At 39.6% G+C, this 18,702-nt stretch carries 15 protein-coding genes; 3 read left to right on the forward strand and 12 right to left on the reverse strand.

The window, feature by feature from the left end; genetic code table 11:
- Positions 1–8 precede the first annotated feature (8 nt).
- Together DIZ80_04245 and DIZ80_04250 are read right to left on the reverse strand one after the other, a co-directional pair.
- Positions 9–2,045 (reverse strand): chemotaxis protein CheA, encoded by a 2,037-nt coding sequence (locus DIZ80_04245; GenBank protein RDH84684.1) that lies wholly within the window; start codon positions 2,043–2,045, stop codon positions 9–11.
- A gap of 21 nt (positions 2,046–2,066) precedes the next feature.
- Positions 2,067–2,429 carry a response regulator gene (locus DIZ80_04250; protein RDH84685.1) on the reverse strand — a complete coding sequence of 121 codons (363 nt, stop codon included), beginning with the start codon at positions 2,427–2,429 and terminating at the stop codon, positions 2,067–2,069.
- Positions 2,430–2,985: 556 nt separating this feature from the next.
- On the opposite strand from DIZ80_04250, the gene DIZ80_04255 reads away from it, so the two are divergent.
- From DIZ80_04255 to DIZ80_04265, 3 genes are all read left to right on the forward strand, one after another.
- A complete protein-coding gene (locus DIZ80_04255) occupies positions 2,986–4,176 on the forward strand; it encodes a hypothetical protein (GenBank protein RDH84686.1) in 1,191 nt (396 codons plus the stop codon).
- Between the two features lie 66 nt (positions 4,177–4,242).
- Positions 4,243–4,617, forward strand: coding sequence for a response regulator (locus DIZ80_04260; protein RDH84687.1), 375 nt, complete (start codon positions 4,243–4,245; stop codon positions 4,615–4,617).
- Positions 4,618–4,626: 9 nt separating this feature from the next.
- Positions 4,627–7,086, forward strand: a complete 2,460-nt coding sequence (locus tag DIZ80_04265) for a hypothetical protein (GenBank protein RDH84688.1) — start codon at positions 4,627–4,629, stop codon at positions 7,084–7,086.
- 81 nt (positions 7,087–7,167) lie between these two features.
- On the opposite strand, the gene DIZ80_04270 is transcribed toward DIZ80_04265, so the two are convergent.
- The 10 genes from DIZ80_04270 to DIZ80_04315 all read right to left on the reverse strand — a co-directional run bounded on the left by DIZ80_04270 (position 7,168) and on the right by DIZ80_04315 (position 18,585).
- Complete coding sequence (locus DIZ80_04270) at positions 7,168–8,445, reverse strand: hypothetical protein (protein RDH84689.1); 1,278 nt, start codon at positions 8,443–8,445, stop codon at positions 7,168–7,170.
- An 86-nt stretch (positions 8,446–8,531) separates the two neighbouring features.
- On the reverse strand, positions 8,532–8,951 hold the full coding sequence (gene fliJ, locus DIZ80_04275; protein RDH84690.1) for a flagellar export protein FliJ: 420 nt from the start codon (positions 8,949–8,951) through the stop codon (positions 8,532–8,534).
- Between the two features lie 64 nt (positions 8,952–9,015).
- Positions 9,016–10,407, reverse strand: a complete 1,392-nt coding sequence (gene fliI, locus DIZ80_04280) for a flagellar protein export ATPase FliI (protein RDH84691.1) — start codon at positions 10,405–10,407, stop codon at positions 9,016–9,018.
- Complete coding sequence (locus tag DIZ80_04285; GenBank protein RDH84692.1) at positions 10,400–11,014, reverse strand: hypothetical protein; 615 nt, start codon at positions 11,012–11,014, stop codon at positions 10,400–10,402. The genes fliI and DIZ80_04285 overlap by 8 nt, the downstream gene beginning before the upstream one ends.
- Before the next feature lie 29 nt (positions 11,015–11,043).
- Positions 11,044–12,057 (reverse strand): flagellar motor switch protein FliG, encoded by a 1,014-nt coding sequence (locus tag DIZ80_04290; protein RDH85033.1) that lies wholly within the window; start codon positions 12,055–12,057, stop codon positions 11,044–11,046.
- Positions 12,058–12,071: 14 nt separating this feature from the next.
- Positions 12,072–13,694 (reverse strand): flagellar M-ring protein FliF, encoded by a 1,623-nt coding sequence (gene fliF / locus DIZ80_04295; protein ID RDH84693.1) that lies wholly within the window; start codon positions 13,692–13,694, stop codon positions 12,072–12,074.
- A gap of 70 nt (positions 13,695–13,764) precedes the next feature.
- A complete protein-coding gene (locus tag DIZ80_04300; protein ID RDH84694.1) occupies positions 13,765–14,103 on the reverse strand; it encodes a flagellar hook-basal body complex protein FliE in 339 nt (112 codons plus the stop codon).
- A gap of 20 nt (positions 14,104–14,123) precedes the next feature.
- Positions 14,124–15,479, reverse strand: coding sequence for a sigma-54-dependent Fis family transcriptional regulator (locus DIZ80_04305; protein RDH84695.1), 1,356 nt, complete (start codon positions 15,477–15,479; stop codon positions 14,124–14,126).
- Positions 15,476–16,795 (reverse strand): hypothetical protein, encoded by a 1,320-nt coding sequence (locus DIZ80_04310; GenBank protein ID RDH84696.1) that lies wholly within the window; start codon positions 16,793–16,795, stop codon positions 15,476–15,478. The genes DIZ80_04305 and DIZ80_04310 overlap by 4 nt, the downstream gene beginning before the upstream one ends.
- Positions 16,796–17,061: 266 nt before the next feature.
- Complete coding sequence (locus DIZ80_04315; protein RDH84697.1) at positions 17,062–18,585, reverse strand: sigma-54-dependent Fis family transcriptional regulator; 1,524 nt, start codon at positions 18,583–18,585, stop codon at positions 17,062–17,064.
- Positions 18,586–18,702: the final 117 nt, after the last annotated feature.

An 18,702-nucleotide genomic window follows, 5' to 3' on the forward strand; every position in this document is an offset into this window, starting at 1 on the left:
TGAAGCAGCTATGCTGCTGCACCTTTTATTGAAACCACATTGCTTGCCATATCTTTCTGATATAAATCCATCAAACCGGCAATATCTATAATGAGGGCGACGGTACCGTCTCCCAGTATTGTGGCTCCAGATAAACCTTCAATTTTTCTAAAATTCGTTTCTAAACTTTTTATAACAACCTGCTGCTGACCGAGTAAATCATCAACATATATAGCTATTTTTTTACCTTCAGCTTCAACCACAACCAGCAAACCTGCATCCAGATCTGTCGAAACCGGTTTAATACCAAAGACCTGATATAAACGGACTATAGGTATGTATTCGTCACGTAAGCGATAAACTTCAGCATTTCCTGCCACTGCATTGATATTTTCTGTTTTCACCTGCAACGATTCGATGATTGAGATAACCGGTAAGATGTAGGTTTCTTCACCTATACCCACCAGCTGACCATCAAGAATAGCCAATGTAAGCGGCAGACGAATAGTAAACACAGAGCCTTTACCTGATGTCGATTTAACCTCAACGGCACCACCCAACTCACGAATGTTTCGTCGAACAACATCCATACCTACACCTCGCCCTGAGACGTCACTAACCACATCGGCTGTAGAAAATCCCGGGCGGAATATTAAATCGTGAATTTGATCATCAGTTAAACGATCATCTTTTGAAACAAGACCTTTTTCTCTGGCTTTTGAGAGTATTTTCTTTGTATTTAGACCGGCCCCATCATCTTTTATCTGAATAACAATATTACCGCCCTGGTGAAATGCACTCAGCTCAATGACACCTGTTTCAGACTTGCCCGCTTCCACCCGCTGCTCAGGTGACTCAATACCGTGATCCAGGGAGTTTCTCACCAGATGCACCAGTGGATCACCGATTTTCTCAAGCACGGTTTTATCTAACTCGGTGGTTTCACCGGTCATAATTAATTCTATTTTTTTATCAAATGTAGCACTGAGATCATGTACCAGACGTGGAAAACGTTGAAATGCAAAACTAATTGGCATCATGCGAATACGCATAACACTTTCCTGCAATTCACGGGTATGACCTTCCAGCTGAGCCAGACCATCTTTTAAACGATCTAATGTAGAATCATTAAAGTTATCAAGCTCACCAAAACGACTTAACATAGACTGGGTAATAACCAGCTCACCAACCATATTAATGAGCTCGTCAACTTTACTTATATTGACTCGTATAGAAGATGATTCTGCTGTTTTACCCGTTCTTCTTTCAGTAGTACGTCTTTCTGGCTCTTTTTTACGGCGATCATCATCATCCGTATCCCGACGCTCGGGGCCAATATAATTTTCTTCTTCTGCCAGAGCTTCAATTTTTAAATCACACTCATCATCAACCCAGGCAAATACTTCACGAATATCATCTTCGCTTACATCACCACCAATTAAATTAATACACCATGACTGGTGACAGTCCTCCGGATCCAGCTCACTTAATGGAGGAAGAGCGTCATTGTCTATTGTAACTTCTACCGATTCAGCCAGAGAATTAAGCTCTCTTAACAGGCGTACCGTATCATTACCCGTTTTCATTATGTCCAGATGGGGTTTGAAATGAACAATCCAGCCTTTTGCAGCCGTAACAGATTCCTGTGATTCGGATGCCGCGGCGGGCGCTGCAGTTTCTTCTCCTAATATACCTTTAATTGCAGCGGTCATTTCCGCCACATTGCTCACGTCGATTTCCGATCCATCACGAATCGCATTTAGCATATTTCGTAAAGTATCAACACTGCCTAATAAGGTATTTACAACTGGTATTGAAACCTCTCGTTCACCATTACGCATCTGATCGAGCAGGGTTTCCATATCATGGGTAAATTCAGCAACCGCGGTAAAACCGAAGGTACCACTACCACCCTTTATAGAATGCGCAGAACGAAAGATGGTATTGATATTTTCAAGATCAACCTCGCCCTGTTCCAGCTCCAGTAAACCCGATTCCATAATATCCAGGCCTTCAAAGCTTTCTTCGTAGAAGGTTTCGTGAAACTGCTCCAGATCAATTGACATTTTTTGCTCCTGGCGGTTTTTTTAGCCCAGTACTTTTTTAACAGTATTTAAGAGTTGGTCTGGATTAAATGGTTTAACAATCCAGCCAGTAGCACCGGCAGCCTTGCCTTCCTGCTTTTTATCCATGCCTGACTCAGTGGTCAGCATCAACATAGGGGTGAATTTATAATTAGCTTCACCACGTAAATTTCTAATAAACGTAATACCGTCCATAACCGGCATATTGACGTCCGTAATTATTAAATCAAACTGCTGTGACTTCGCTTTGGTCAATGCTTCCTGACCGTCTGCAGCTTCGACAACCTGATAACCCGCACCTTTAAGTGTGAAAGTAACCATTTGTCTCATGGAGGCTGAATCGTCAACCGCTAAAATTGTTGCCATTTTGTTATATTCCCCGGCTATCCTCTGAAAATTAGATAGTTAAAATTGCAATACATCTTGCAATTCCATCTCATGATTACATGTATAGACCATGTTCCATACTTCTACCATTATAAATCGTCATAATCGTCATATTCTACCATTATAAATTATCATAATCGTCATAATTTAAGTCCAATATTAAAAACATCGGAACATTAAATATAGAACGACCCACATTACCGGATGCAGAATTAATGTCAGTTATCTTCAAATAAAAAACACTGATTCCGGCCATGTTTTTATGAAAGTAACCCGCTAACAACTCTTTATATCGACTTGCAAAAGCATAACTTGAGACTAAACTCTGTTTAAGTTAATAAATAATAAATAAACCGTTTATTTTTAGGGTTTTCAATAGTAAATATGAGCTAAGAACCAATGAATGGAATCATTAGTGGTCATTGGACTTCACCACTGTGCATTAAAACTCAACATAAAACACCAGGTAACATCACTGTTACCCTATCGGACTACAATGCTTAAAATTGTGACTTAATGGAATTGAATATTGATTATGAGTAACACTAAATATCATTTTATTACTATAACGATCACATTACTCTGCGTTATAGCATTGAGTATTTACCCGGAAAAATGGTTAATATATAGCGCTTTAGCCAGCATTATAGCCATCAGTTTAATTGCTATTAAATTTAACTCTGGCAACACATCTAATAAAAAGAACTCTGTCATTGACGCTGAAAATGAGCAACAAATATCAAAGTTAAATTCTCTATTCAATGAACTTCACCAAACTACCCGTGAAGAAATTGTTACCTTGCTTGATGAAAACACACAAATTCAAACTCTTTTACATGGCGCTATTAGTGGGCTTGTGGCCAGCTTTCATGGACTTGAAAATGAATCTTCACAACAGAAAAACATGGTTTTTGCGCTGGTAGATGAAACTGCAAATGACTCTGAAGACCACCATACAATAAAAGGCATTGCTGTAGAGGCCGCTGCATCTATAAAACAGATGATTGATAGCATCACACAGATGAGTGCTCAAAGCATGGAGTTAGTTAAATCATTAAATATGATTAAAGATGACTATACCCAGGTGCTTAAACTGCTGGATGAAATGGACTCAATTAGTTCACAGACAAATTTATTAGCATTAAATGCTGCTATTGAGGCCGCACGTGCGGGTGACCAGGGTCGTGGATTTGCTGTTGTTGCTGATGAGGTACGTTCATTATCACAACGCAGCAAGAGTTTTAGTGACCAGATACGAACTCAGTTTGGAAGCACAGTTAGCACAATAGAGACAGCGAATAGTCAGGTAGGTAAAATGGCCTCTACCGATATGAATATGACCATGAATAACAAAGATCATTTTAATGACCTGATGCGTGAAATAGAATCAAAAAATGAAGATACTGCTAACCAGCTGACTGCCATTTCAAATGTTTCAGAGCTGTTAAACAAACATGTTGGTAATGCCATTCAATCATTACAATTTGAAGACATGATTACCCAGTTAACAGATCACATAAACAAAAGATTAATCCGCCTGGAAACATTAGGTACTGCAAACACAATCATATCCGACTCGCTTAATAGTCATACTGATATAACAACTATTCAACAACTTATACCGGCTATTGAAGAAATTCTTTCTAAGTCTGAGTCGCAACAGGCAAATAACAGCCCAATACAGCAACAAACGATGGATGATGGCGGTGATATTGAATTATTTTAGATTATCTACATTTTCAGATACGCCAATTAAACAATATTTTTAACTTACAAAAAACTGGAATTATTCATGAGCAATATTTTAGTAGTAGATGACGACACTTCTATTCTGGTTTTTATTGAACAGGCTTTAACTGATACACATCAGGTATTTACATCTGAAACCGTCGCAGGTGCTGAAGAAATTTCAAATAATAATTCCATTGACTTATTGATAGCTGATTTAGTTATGCCAGAAAAAAATGGTATTGATATGATTATGGAATTTCGAAAAATACATCCAGCTATAAAAATTCTTGCTATCTCTGGAGGCGGCGGAATTACCGGTCGCTTTGATTACCTGCCAATTGCAAAGCTGGTTGGTGCAGAAGATACTCTAAAAAAACCGTTTACAATAACTGAATTAAGGTCAAGCATTAACACCATACTTGAAATCAGTAATTAAATTTATCGCATGTCAGAAAATAATAAGATTGATATAGAACTATTAGAACAAATTTATGATTGTTCAACCACCTGCATACTGGATGAAAACTTCGCAATTATTGAATCCAATGAAAACTTCAATAAACTGAGTGGTTATAGCGAAAGTGAAGTCAGTGGAATAAGCCTGTTACAGCTAAAACATCAGGATCAGTCAAATAGTGTTTATGATTTTCTTATCAGAACTCTGGAAAAAGGTGAAATATGGAAAGGTGAGCTTCAATTTAGCCACAAAACAAAACACCTTATCTGGTTAGATACAACGATAAAACCCATTTTACTTAACCATCAGAAAAAACGTTACATAGGTACATTCATAGACATAAGCCCACGTAAGGTGCTTATTGACAACTTAAAACAAAGAGCCCATCGCCAGGGTCTTATTGCCATTCTTGGTCAAATATCACTCAACAACATCCCCATTCAGGACCTGTTAGAACAAACATTATCTGTTGTCTGTGGTTCACTAAACATAAACATCGGAGTCATTCAGGAAATAGCTGTAGACGGTGAAAAAGCACTTGTAAGAGCCTCCTACAACACAGCCATCTTACAACCGGGTGAAACAGTTTTAAACATCATCAATAACAATATTCTGGAGTATACCCTGCACAGTGATCGCCCTGTTATTTGCGAATCACTGGAAAATGAAAAGCGATTCAATACACCTGACGAATATTTACAGGAAAATGCAAGCTCAGCTATCTGTATTTTAATTGGCGATAAAAAATATCCTTTTGGTATTTTTACCTTACTATCAGATAAACCGAAAGATTTAAATATTGATGAAATTCACTTTTTGCAATCGGTTTGTAATATTCTTGCTGAAGCCATAAATCGAAAAAATATGGAACAGGCATTAAGGCACGAGCAGGAATTATCTCGAAACTACCTTGATGTGGCAGAAGTTGTATTTATTGTTCTGGATACAAAAGGAAATATTTTACTTGCTAATCGTTATGCTGCTTCAATTCTGGGTTATTCACAGGAAAGTCTTGCCGGCATGAACTTCATTAATGCCTTCATACCTGAAGAATATCAAAAGACTGTTTTTACAAACTTTAAAAAAATGATCAACAAGGAGAAGACACAAAATAATTTAGTAGATATACATGGAAATGTAACACCTGTTATTAACAGGCAAAACAACCTGAGACATATAAGATGGCGGTCATCAGCATTATTAAGTGACAATGGTGATGTAAATGCAATTTTATCTTCAGGCGAAGATATCACTGACATTCTGGCACATGAAAAAGAACAAAAGCACCTTGAAAAACAGCTACATCAAGCACAAAAAGTCGAAGCCATTGGTATGTTAGCAGGTGGTATCGCACATGATTTCAACAATATACTTGCCAGTATTTTAGGTTTTTCTGAATTAGCATTTGAAACATTAAATAGTGACGACACAAAACTACATAAATACCTTACTCAAATACAAAACTCTGGCATTAAAGCCAGAGATATTATTGCGCAGTTACAAAGCATAAACCTTCAGGATGACTCAGCGGAAAAAGCAATATTACTACCTTCATTACTAAAAGGCACTTTGCAAATGCTCAGGTCAGCATTACCGTCTTCGATAGACATGCAGTTAAACATTAACAACGATGTGCCTGCCGTTAAAATTAATGCACCCAGATTTAATCAAATGATTATGCACATATTAACTAACTCACGTAATGCACTTAATGGTAAAGGAAGTATTGAAATTAATTTAAAAACAGAAGAACTGTCTGAAACATGCTGCACAGCATGCAATTCCAGCTTTAACGGAAGATATGTAGTTCTATCCATTCATGACAATGGCCCCGGAATAAACAGTAATATTTTTCCTGAAATTTTTTCAAATAAAACAAAAAACACAAATGCGGGCCTACCTTTTATAAGTCACGTCATTCATAACACTCATGGTCACCTTCTCATTTCAGAAAGCCACTTAAGCACTAATACAAACGCACCTGGAACCTGTATAAAACTGTTATTTGAAATAGTTGACGAATCATCTATAGAAGAGAAACAGAAAAAAGATGAAATTGATTTTTCAGCAATTTACAATAAACACATAATGATTGTTGATGATGAGAATAGTGTAGCCTCATATATGGGCGAGTTATTCAGGGGAGCGGGGTTTAATGCCACTGTTTTCTGTGACTCGGCAGAAGCATTAGAATCATTTAAAAACAATCCTGATAGTTATGACTTAATTGTAAGCGACCAGACCATGCCTGTTATTACAGGTGATATTTTAGCTAGCCAGATGCTCGAACTAAAACCTGAACTACCTGTTATTATCTGTACCGGGCACAGTGACTTATTAGATAAAGAAAAAGCAGAAGATTTACAGATTAAAGCTTTATTAGCAAAACCGGTAGATTCAGCTGAATTACTTCATACTGTGGTAAACCTTCTTACAGAAAAAAAATAAAAATATTTTCTACCCGTAAATTAACACATTTTTTATTATGAACATCTCCTGCCAATTATCCTTTTTTCACATCTAGTATGTTTATGCAAAAATACTAAGCCCTGAATTCACATCAACATCAACAACTAACGCCTGTTCTTCAATACCAGAATCTAAACCTTTATTTTCTACACCGTTCGCAGAATCATCCGCACCTTCACCCTGTGACTCTGCACTGGCTTGCTGTTGTTCCGACTGAGTAGATACATTTGCATCAGATAAATTTAATCCCTGTTGTTCAAGCATTTCTTTTAATCTTGGTAAGGCCGCATCCACAACATCGCGCACCTGCGCGTGCTGTGTAACAAAATTAACACTGGCTTTATCGTCACTCATCGACAACTTAATTTCCATTGGTCCAAGATTTGCCGGGTTCAGTTTTATTTCAGCCTGCTGAAAACCACCCTTAATCATATACGAAACCTGTTGTGTCATTTGTTGTGACCAGTTTGCATTTTGTATATTCGCTGTAATGCTCGAGTTCAATGTATTGCTAAGTGGCGCTGCCGTATTTAACAGGCTCGGGGGTTCCGCGACAAGGCCTGTTGAACTAACTTGTGGCGACAACTGGGCACCTGAAAGAGCCGTTATTAATGGAACCTGTTGCAGGCGAGTCGTTTGCGTAATGACATCTGTTGTTGGCATCTCACTTATAATTTTTGTATAACGCGCATCCTGGTTAATTGCTTTTTCAGACAAAGTTGCCGTTAAGTTAACAGGCACACCAAGTGGCTTAGCCGTTGTAACTTCAGATTTTATGACCGGTGTATTTTGCCTGTCACTGTCAACCGGTGTTTTATTAAGTAAGTCACTCATTCCTTGCTGAGTCATTTCTGTAACCGCTGTAGACTGGCCGGATGCAACGACCGACTGTACAGATACAGGCACAGACTGACTATTCTGCGATTGCGAAACAGGCGGCAAGGCACTGCCCGCCTGCGGCAACAAAGTGGCAATTAAAGGGTTTGCAATAACACCAGACTGTTCTCCAATATCGGTCTCAGTCTGTATAGCTTCTTTTACAGATTCACTTTCTACAGCCGTTTCATGTTCATCGGATACCGGTTCTACCGAATTATCAGAATCAGCCGTTTCGCGCTGGGCCGATTCATCATCAGTAGCGTTATCTCTTTGATTATTATCTGAATTATGAGTATTTTCCTGAGCTTTAACCTGGTCGATTTGCTCATTTAACTGCTCTTTAAAAGGCTTGTCTGTATCCGAAACACTGCCCTCAGGTTCTTTAGATTGAACCCGATTATCAGCTGGTTTTTGTGCGCTGACAGGCGCTTTTATATCAAGTTGCTGCAATAATGCCATAGACCACCCGTACAAAGATTTATTGTGTTACTAAGACATTTGCAATTGATAGGCCAACATTTGACTGATAGTTGTAAGTCTTAAAACTATCGTTTAATCCTGCTAGAAAACTCATCCTGTTCTTTCTGTTCTATCCTTGCTTCTATCTGGGCTTCCTGCATCTGATATTTTACAATGACAGCATCTAACGCTTTACTGCGTGAGCGGGTTTTTAACCAGTTGAGCTTTTGTTGCTCACAAACCTGTTTTTTATTTTGAATATTAGTCCGGGCCTGCTCAATACTCTGATTCAGTTTATTCAAAAACAACTGATAATCTTTTAACTGCATCGCCCCTAAACCACTACTAACTCTATTACTGTTATATTCACTACGATAACCAATCAATTGCTCTAACTGTAATTGCGCATCAACGACTGCCTGTTGCGCTGCTACAAAAATCTGCACCGCCTGCTGTTGCAGCTGCTCTGCATGTTTTGCTATTGGTTGAATTCGTTTTGAGCGCATAAAAAGTAATCTTAAACTTTATATCAAATAAAACAGACACAAGCTGCTTACTTTGATTTATAAATTAAACATCATTAACGTCTGGCTGACCAAGCTGATTAGCAGATTTAATCAAGTCAGCTAACATCTGCTGACTCCGCTTAAATGGAACCGCTTCATTCATACTCTGGCGCATAAAGGCCTGAATGTGAGGCTGCATTGCAATAGCCTGATCAATAACCGGGTTAGTACCCTGTTGATACGCACCAACATTAATCAGATCACGGTTTTGTTCATATATTGAGTATAGCTGTTTAATTTGCTGGCTTTGCGATATATGGTTTTCATTCGTCACCATTGGCATAACACGACTAACGGAAGACTCAAGATCAATCGCAGGGTATTGCCCCATATCAGCCAGTTGTCTAGACAGCACAATATGCCCATCAAGAATACCTCGAGCCGCATCAGCAATAGGATCGTTATTATCATCGCCTTCAGTTAATACGGTATAAAATGCAGTAATTGAACCCTGGCCTGCCTGACCATTACCCGCTCTTTCAACCAGCTGGGGTATACGGGCAAACACAGAAGGCGGATAACCTTTTGTTGCCGGTGGCTCGGAAATAGATAAACCAATTTCACGTTGCGCCTGTGCAAAACGCGATAAAGAATCCATTAACAATAAAACCTTTTTACCCTGATCACGAAAATATTCTGCAACGCTGGTTGCCAACATAGCACCATGAATTCGAACAAGGGGGGATGAGTCAGCAGGAGCGGCTACGACACAGGCACGTTTAATTCCATCTTTACCCAATATATCCTGCACAAATTCCTTTACCTCGCGCCCCCTTTCACCAATCAGACCAACCACTATTACATCGGCTTCCGTATATTTGGTCATCATGCCTAGTAAAATACTTTTACCTACACCGGTACCCGCGAACAAACCCATTCGTTGCCCACGACCCACTGTCAGTAAAGAGTTAATCGCTCTTACCCCAACATCTAAAGGCTGTTTGATAGGATCACGCATTAACGGGTTAATTGGTTTACCCGCCAACGGCATATTAGCTGCCATATCGTGATTAACCTTAATGGGCCCTTTACCGTCTAACGGACGCCCTCTACCATCAATTACGCGCCCCAGAAAACCATCAGAAATTTCAATAGAACTTGAATGACCAACCGGTATTACTTTTGCATTTGGAATCAGTCCGCGACTTTCACCCATTGCCATTAAATAGGTTTTATCTCCAGAGAAACCAACAACCTCTGCTTCTATAGAATGGTTGCCCGGCGCAATAATATTGCAACTGGTACCTACTGCAGCTTCACAACCTATCGCTTCCAGCGTTAAACCCACCATGCGGGTTAACCTGCCTTCAACTACTGGTTCTGGAGCCCTTACTCGAGTTTGTTTTTTTGATAGATCAGCTATCCAGCGTTGAAAGTATTCACTTTGATTAATCATTGCTTTCACCATCCTGATGCAAATTAAGCTGATCAACCAGTTGCTGCACTCTGGCCTCAACTGTTGCATCTATATGTGAAGTACTGGACTCTATTATGCAACCACCGGGGTTAACTGATTTATCTGCAACACAGGCCCAGGTTTGTTCATCAGTATTAATGTCTGCCTGATTTAATAGAGCAATATCCGCAGCATTTAAGTGAACCTTTATATCTCGAGATTTAACCGGTAAATATTCCAGTGAGTCATGCACCAGTTTTTGTATATGCTGCGCGTCAAGTGCGCTTTCTTTCTGTAATAATAATTTCGCGAGTAAAATAGCAAGATCAGCTAATTGGTGCTCAACCTGCTTATCCAGTTCTTTCAAAGGTTGTTGAAGAAAGTTAAAAACATCCTGTAATTTACTTGCCTGTTGAAGCCCCTGCTTTAAACCTTCTTTGCGACCCGCAATAACAGCTTCATCATATGCCTGTTTCTGTAAAGCCTCTATTTCCTCTACCGTTTGAGGGCGTATTGCTTCATCATTCATACCAACAATAGCGCCCTTTAATTCTGGCAACACAAAATGCTGGATTTCACTTTCGGGAACTTTAAATGGTTTTGACATAATTTAAATATCTTTTCCTGGATTAACGGTTAGACCATTTCCTCAGCACCACTGCCACCTAGAACAATATCACCTTCTTCCGCTAAACGACGTGCGGTACTGATAATATCTTTTTGTGCAGCTTCTACCTCACTTAAACGAACAGGACCACGAGCTTCCATATCTTCGCGTAACATTTCAGCTGCACGTTTAGACATATTCTTAAGTATTTTTTCTTTAAGGCCTTCTTCAGCGCCTTTAAGAGCAAGTGTTAAACTATCGGTAGACACTTCTCTGAGTAATGCCTGAATACCACGATCATCCACATCATTTAAATTGTCGAATACAAACATGAGTTCAGAAATACCTTCCTGCATATCCTGATCATGCTCTGCAATTGAATCCATAATAGCGCCTTCAATAGAAGACTCCATAAAGTTAAGAATATTGGCTGCTGTTTTAAAACCGCCCATACTATTTTGACTAACATTCTGAGTACCAGAAAACTGTTTTTCCATAATTTTATCCAGTTCCTGTAATGCTGCTGGCGGAATACCTTCCAGCGCAGCCACACGCATTAAAATATCCGGACGTGCACGTTCCGGTAACATTTTTAAAACTTCGGCAGACTGGTCCGGTTCAAGATAAGATAAAACAATAGAAATAATCTGTGGGTGCTCTAATCGAATAACTTCTGCAACTGATCTTGCATCCATCCACTTTAAAGATTCCAGGCCTTTATTACCGCTTCCCAGCAAAATTCGGTCAATCATGCTATTGGCCTTGTCCTGCCCCAGAGCATTAACCATCATCTCACGAATATAATCTTCCTGACCTATACCAACAGAAGTCTGGTTACTTACCTCAGAAATAAAATCATCCATTACTCCCCCCATAGTTACCTTGTTTACATTTTCAAGGTTTGCCATAGCCGCACCAAGGCTTTGAACTTCTTTAGGGTTAAGGTGTTTTAATACTTCCGCAGCATTTTCCGAGCCCATTGCCATTAACAGGACTGCTGCTCGTTGTACTCCGTTCAATGATAAATTAGTTTCTTCAGCCATAGTCATTCACGTCTTTATGATTCAGCGCCAACCCAGTCTTTTACAACATTAGCCACTTTTTTAGGATCCTGCGCTACCATCGATTTAGCAAACTCTATTTTTTGATCTGCATCGCTTGGTAAAGGTATTGCCTCTTCCTGATGCTCAAGTTGTGCAGCACTACCCTCACCTGTGCCACCTTCACCTTCTGCGCCCTGTGGCGAAGACAGAACAGGCGCTGGTGGAACATACGATGTCAGGCCTTTAATTGATGGTTTAAGTATTGTAAAGATAACGATCAGTATAAGTATAAACGGCCATATCCATTTTAATGCAAACTGTACCCACTTGTTATCCATAATACTGGGTTCCGGTAAGTCTTCAATAGTCTCTACTGGTGTAAATGAAGCATTAATAACATTTACCAGATCACCCCGTTGCTGATCAAAACCAATGGTTTGTTGCACCAGAGTTGTTAATCGTTTTATTTCATCTTCAGTTAATGGTGTTCGGGTAGACTCTCCATCTTCTACAACAATTCTATCATCAACTAAAACTGCAACTGTAAGACGCTGAACAATTCCACTGCTTGTGCGTGAGTGACGAATGGTACGATCTACTTCATAATTTCTAACACTATTACGACTGGAATTTGATGGCGCTCCATTTACTCCGCCCTGGCCAACACCACCCGCACCTTCAACTAACTGCCCACCATCAGGTGGCTGATTAACTAATGCACCGGGTACACCACCGCCGTTGCGACCACTAAAACGTTGCGACTGTGATGACTGCTCACTGCGCAGTGTCTGATTCGCATTGTTATATAACTCTTCTGTACTTTCCTGTTGCGTAAAATCAATTTTCGCATTAACCGTAGCACGTACCTTACCTGCCCCCATTATAGGTTCAAGCAAACGCTCAATTCGTTGTTCAAAATCATTTTCAACCTGACGTGAATAATCATATTCACGTGCCGTTAATGCGACATTACTTTCAAGATCACCCGAAGATAACAGGCGACCGTTCTGATCAACCACTGTCACATTTTCTGCCGTTAAATTTGAAATACTAGAAGCGACCATATGAATAATGGCATTAACCTGGCCCGCTTCAACTACGCGTCCTCCATAGAGACTTAAAGCAACTGAAGCTGATGGTTTCTGTTTTTTGCGTACAAAAACAGAACTTTTAGGAATAGCCAGATGCACTCTGGCTGATTTTACATTTCGCATAGTACTAATTGTTCTTGCCAGTTCAGTTTCCATAGCATGATGATAACGTGCACTTTCAACAAACTGCGAAGTACCAAAACTTTGTTCCTGTTGCAGCATTTCAACACCGATTGCTGTACCTTTTGGTAAACCCTGCGCAGCAAGATTAAGGCGAGCTTCATGCACTCGACCTGACTCAACCATAACAGAACCGGAAGCCGCATTTAATTCGTAAGGAATTGCAGCCGACTGTAATGCCGCCACAACTTCAGCTGCATCACCTGGCTCAAGACCGGTATATAAAGATGAAAAACTGGGTGCAGTGCCCCAGGTATAAATACCAATACTAACCAGTACAGTCACCACAACACCCAGAATTGCACCGATAAATCGGGGCACGGGAATCATCATTGTCGTATTCGGTACTGCTGCTTGCTCTGCCATTTTTGAACCTTTTAACTCACTGTTATTTTCTTAAGCTCTCTATTATGAAGCCATAAGTCTTAATGCTTTTTTAAACAGGCATATTCATAATTTCCTGATACGCCGTTAATAATTTATTTCTAACACTGGTCATTGCCTGAAATGAAACGCTGGCTTTTTCCATATTAATCATTAACTCTGCCATTGTGATACCTGAGTCACCTTTCTCAAATGCTTTAGCCATATCACCCGATTTCATCACGGTATCATTTACAGAATTAATTGAATTCGCCAGTACTTCTGAAAAATCTGTTTTCTGAGCACCCTGCACTTCATTTATAGAAAGTGCATCAGGACCTATCTGTGATTTCGCCTGAGCTTCCATCACTCGCATCTGGGCTAACACTTGTTGTACATTCATATCGCTCATCATATTTCTCCTGATTAAGATTAAACGCTTATACCAGAGTCACGCATTCTGGCCAGTTTGTACCTTAATGTTCTCGGACTAATACCCAGCCTTTCTGCTGCATATTTACGACTACCGTTACCCGCTTTTAATGCCTCAAGAATAAGTTGCTGTTCACGATCTTTAAGGCCGTTTACTAATTCTGAATCCTGCACCGATTCTATTTTTTGTTGCGTACCCATAAATTCATAATCATCTGTCTCAAGATGTATATCAGCCGCTGTCACTTCATTACCATTTTTGAATATCAGTGCTCTTTGCATTACGTTATCCAGCTCACGCACATTACCGCGCCATGAATAGTTAAGTAATTTTTGCTGCGCATCTGCTGTTAATGTTAAAACATCAGACTTATTAGTTATTTGTTTATTCAACAGCTTTTTTGCAATGGGAATAATATCTGCAACACGTTCACGCAAAGGTGGTATATGAATTGGAAACACACTTAAACGATAAAATAAATCTTCTCTAAAACGACCATTTTTAACTTCGTCTTTTAAATTACGGTTAGTCGTAGCCAGCACTCTCACATTTAGTTTAATTGTTTTACGACCACCTAATCTTTCAACCTCTTTTTCCTGCAATACACGTAACAGTTTCGCCTGTAAAGCTGCATCCATTTCTGATATTTCATCTAACAGTAATGTGCCATTCTGTGCCAGTTCAAATTTACCCGGTGTTGCCTGAACAGCACCGGTGAACGCGCCCTTTTCATAACCGAATAAAACAGCTTCCAGCATATTCTCGGGAATAGCCGCACAGTTAATCGCTACAAATTCTTCATTTACACGCTTAGACTGATTATGAATAAACTGGGCAAAAACCTCTTTACCCACTCCGCTCTCGCCATATAACAAAACCGTTGCTTCACTTTGTGCTACTTTACTGGAGAGCAGTTTTAAAGAACGCATCTTTTCATCTTCTGCCAGTAATTCATCTTCATGTTTGACAGCAACTTCTTTAGAAATTAATTTTTTAATTACTTCCTGCAGGGCTTCAACTTCAAACGGTTTAACCAGGTAATCTGCTGCGCCTAAACGCATAAAGTCCACTGCTTTTTCTATACTTGCATACGCGGTCATAACCACCACAGGTAAATCAGGATAACTTTTCTTAATCTGTTGTAACAATTCAGAACCATCCATAGGCTGCATCTGCACATCACTAATAACCAGTTTAAACTGATGTTCTTTTAATCTTGCAAGCGCTGCCTGACCATGTTCAGCACACGCCACTGAATACCCGGACATTTCGCAGGTATCACATATTGCCTCACGAAGTTGTTCATCATCTTCAACAATTAATATATCAATGAATTGCGGCTTAGTTTGACTCATGCTTTTTCTCCACTTTTAATCCCACCGACCTGATCATTTTTTTTCGTTTTTCGGGGATCAATATTTATTTTCTGACCACTGGCCATAAACTGTTCAGTTCTATTTATTGGCAGACAAATATAAAAAGTCGAACCATTTGCCGGCTGTGAGCGCACTAACAGATCTCCGTGATGTGCCTGAACAATTGATTGTGCAACAGCGAGACCGAGTCCGGTTCCACCTTCACGACGGGTAAAAAATGGCTCAAATATTTTTATCTGTTGATCTGCAGTTAAACCAGGGCCATTATCTCGTACTGCTAAAATCAGATAATCAGCTTGCTGATAAACCTCAAGTTCAACTTCACAACTTTCACCACATGAATGCTCATCGCCAGCCTGCATTGCATTTTCAACCAGATTAATTAACACACTAACCAGCGCATCTAAACTACCGGTTAACTGAATATCATTCAGCTGACTTATAATGGTTAACTGTGTATTGTTTTCTTTAAGACGTGTTTCAATTCGCGTATTAAATGTCACTAGCAAATCATTTAACTGGAATTTCTGTTCTGCAAATTCACCACCTTTTGCATACATCAACATATCATTAATTAGTTTTTCCAGATAACGCATGCAGGTGCGTATTTTTTCAACTGCTTTATTCTGCTGTGGATTATCTGACGTAAACTGATTTAACTGAGATGCATATAATACGGCGGATGCTAAAGGGGTACGCAATTGATGCGCAAGGCCTGCTGCCATTTGACCCATAGCGGCTAATCTATTTTGACGATCGGACAAACCTTCTAACATTCTTTGCTCAGAGATATCATCTAATAAGATAATTTCGCCCTGATTACGATCATCAGTCGATGCATCTAATGACTGTTTTTTTAAACTCAGAATACGACCTGAATTTAAATATAAATCCTGCTCTGTATGTCGAGAAACGCTATGCGCATAAACACGGCGCCACTGTTTACCAATGAGACTCTGTTCAAGAAATAATTCTGCTGCGGGATTAGCCGTTGTAATGACTCCCTTTTCATCAACCAGTAATACGCCTGCGGGTAATGCATTTAAAAGCGTTTGCAAACGATGCGCTAACTGCTCTTTTTCTGCCAGTTGAACTAATCGCTCATTTTGAGCAGATGCCAGCTGCTCGCTTAACTCAGCTGCGCGACTATCTAACTCCTGATATGACTGTTGTAATTGATCGGATAAACGTCCAAATTGCTCAAACGCCGCCACAAGTTGTGCCGGGTCCTGCAAAGATCTGTTTTCCAGATTAATTGCCCTGTTCTCTGTTTGTATGTTTGCTGTCTGCTGCATGTCGTGTTTATGTCACTCTGATTCGACTTAGCAGTAATGTTGCATTTAGTATGCCAAAAGAATTTTTATATATATTTCATATAGTTACAAGTGCAGTGGCAAACAGGAGTCAATTAACCGGCTAAGAAGGAGAGGTTTTGCCGTGAAAAATAGTCATAAGCCTTAAGCCGTTAGCCTTAAATCAAAACATAAAAAAAGCGAGCCCTCCATAGGAGAGCCCGCTTTTGAGTTATAACTTATATGACTTAAGAGTTACAATTATCTCTTCAAGCTTTAATGTCGTATTTCTTCAGCTTTTCAACCAGAGTGGTTCTGCGCATTTTTAAAAGTTTTGCCGCATGCGCAACAACCCCGTTAGTTTTGCCTAACGCCTGCTTTATCAATTGCACCTCTAAACCTGCCAGGTGCTCTTTTAAATCCAGACCATCATCATCTAAGGCCGAATCTTCAGTGGTGATTGCATCTCCAGCTAAACCTTCAGATATTTTTTTAGGTAAATCTGCGGGTAATTTTTTAAGCAGACTATTTTCTATCTCATCATCTTCATCCAGATCAGCAAACATTAATGCCTGATTAAACGGTTGCTCGGATTTAAACGTTTTTGTAGCGGGTTTATTAAATGTCGACGCAGGTTGATATTTAGGCGGTAAATGCTGAGCATCTACAATACTGTCAGGATATAAAATGGATAAACGTTCTACCAGATTTGATAATTCACGCACATTACCCGGCCATGAATATTGACTGAGCATTTCTGTGGCTTCTGCGGTTAAACGTACTGTGCCCCTATCATCCGCTTCTAACTTATCTATCTGATCCTGTAATAAAAAGGGAACATCTTCAAGTCGCTCTCGCAGTGATGGCAACTCAATAGGGAAAACATTTAAACGATAAAATAGATCTTCACGAAATTTTCCGTCTTTTATATTATTTTCAAGATTACGATGAGTTGCGGCTAATATGCGCACATCAGACTGTATGCTTTTATTACTACCCACCCTCTCGAAGGTGCGCTCCTGTAGAACCCGTAATAACTTCACCTGCATAGGCAAACTCATGTCACCTATTTCATCAAGAAATAATGTGCCTTTCTCCGCCAGTTCAAAACGCCCCTGACGTGAATTAATCGCACCGGTGAACGCACCTTTCTCATGGCCAAATAATTCACTTTCCAGAAGATCAGCTGGAATAGCACCACAGTTAACCGGCACAAAACCCGCCTTACAACGATTGGATAAAGCGTGAATATTCCTGGCAACAACCTCTTTACCTGTTCCTGACTCTCCAAGAATCAAAACACTGGCACTGGTTTTCGCTACCTGCTCGATCATGGTTCTTACATATTGAATTGCCGCACTGCTACCACCGAGCTTGGGTATTCTGCTCACCAGTTTCACAACTGATGATTCACTCGAAGCACCAGTAGCTCTCACTTTTTTCAATGCTTCGGCCACGGGTTCATATTTCAGAGGCATTTCAAGGTGATCTAAAACCTGTTCAAACTGAGACTGGTATTTGTCGAGGTTAGTTTTGTCCTGATTAAACAGTAAAACAGACAAACCTGAAGATTGAATTTTTTGCAGTGCTTCTACTCTTGAACGCTCCCCCTGAAATTCACCCAACAATACACAGATAAACTCACCGCTGTTTAACGCACCGGTTAAAGCATCAAGATCATTTACGTAAAAGGTATCAAATCCCATAAAGCCCATAAGTGACTTTATTTCATTAAATAACTGTGAATCGTCTTCAACCAGTAGAATTGCCGGTTGTGGCGAGGTTTTTGACATATTAATCCTGCTTTATAAATAAATTATCAATTAGTGATATTAAAGCAGATTTTCTCTGAATGTCAAAAAATTGTCGTTTTTATTTCTTATAAATTCAAACAGTTAGATAGATATATT

This window comes from endosymbiont of Galathealinum brachiosum, assembly GCA_003349885.1.
Classification (GTDB): Bacteria; Pseudomonadota; Gammaproteobacteria; order SZUA-229; family SZUA-229; genus SZUA-229.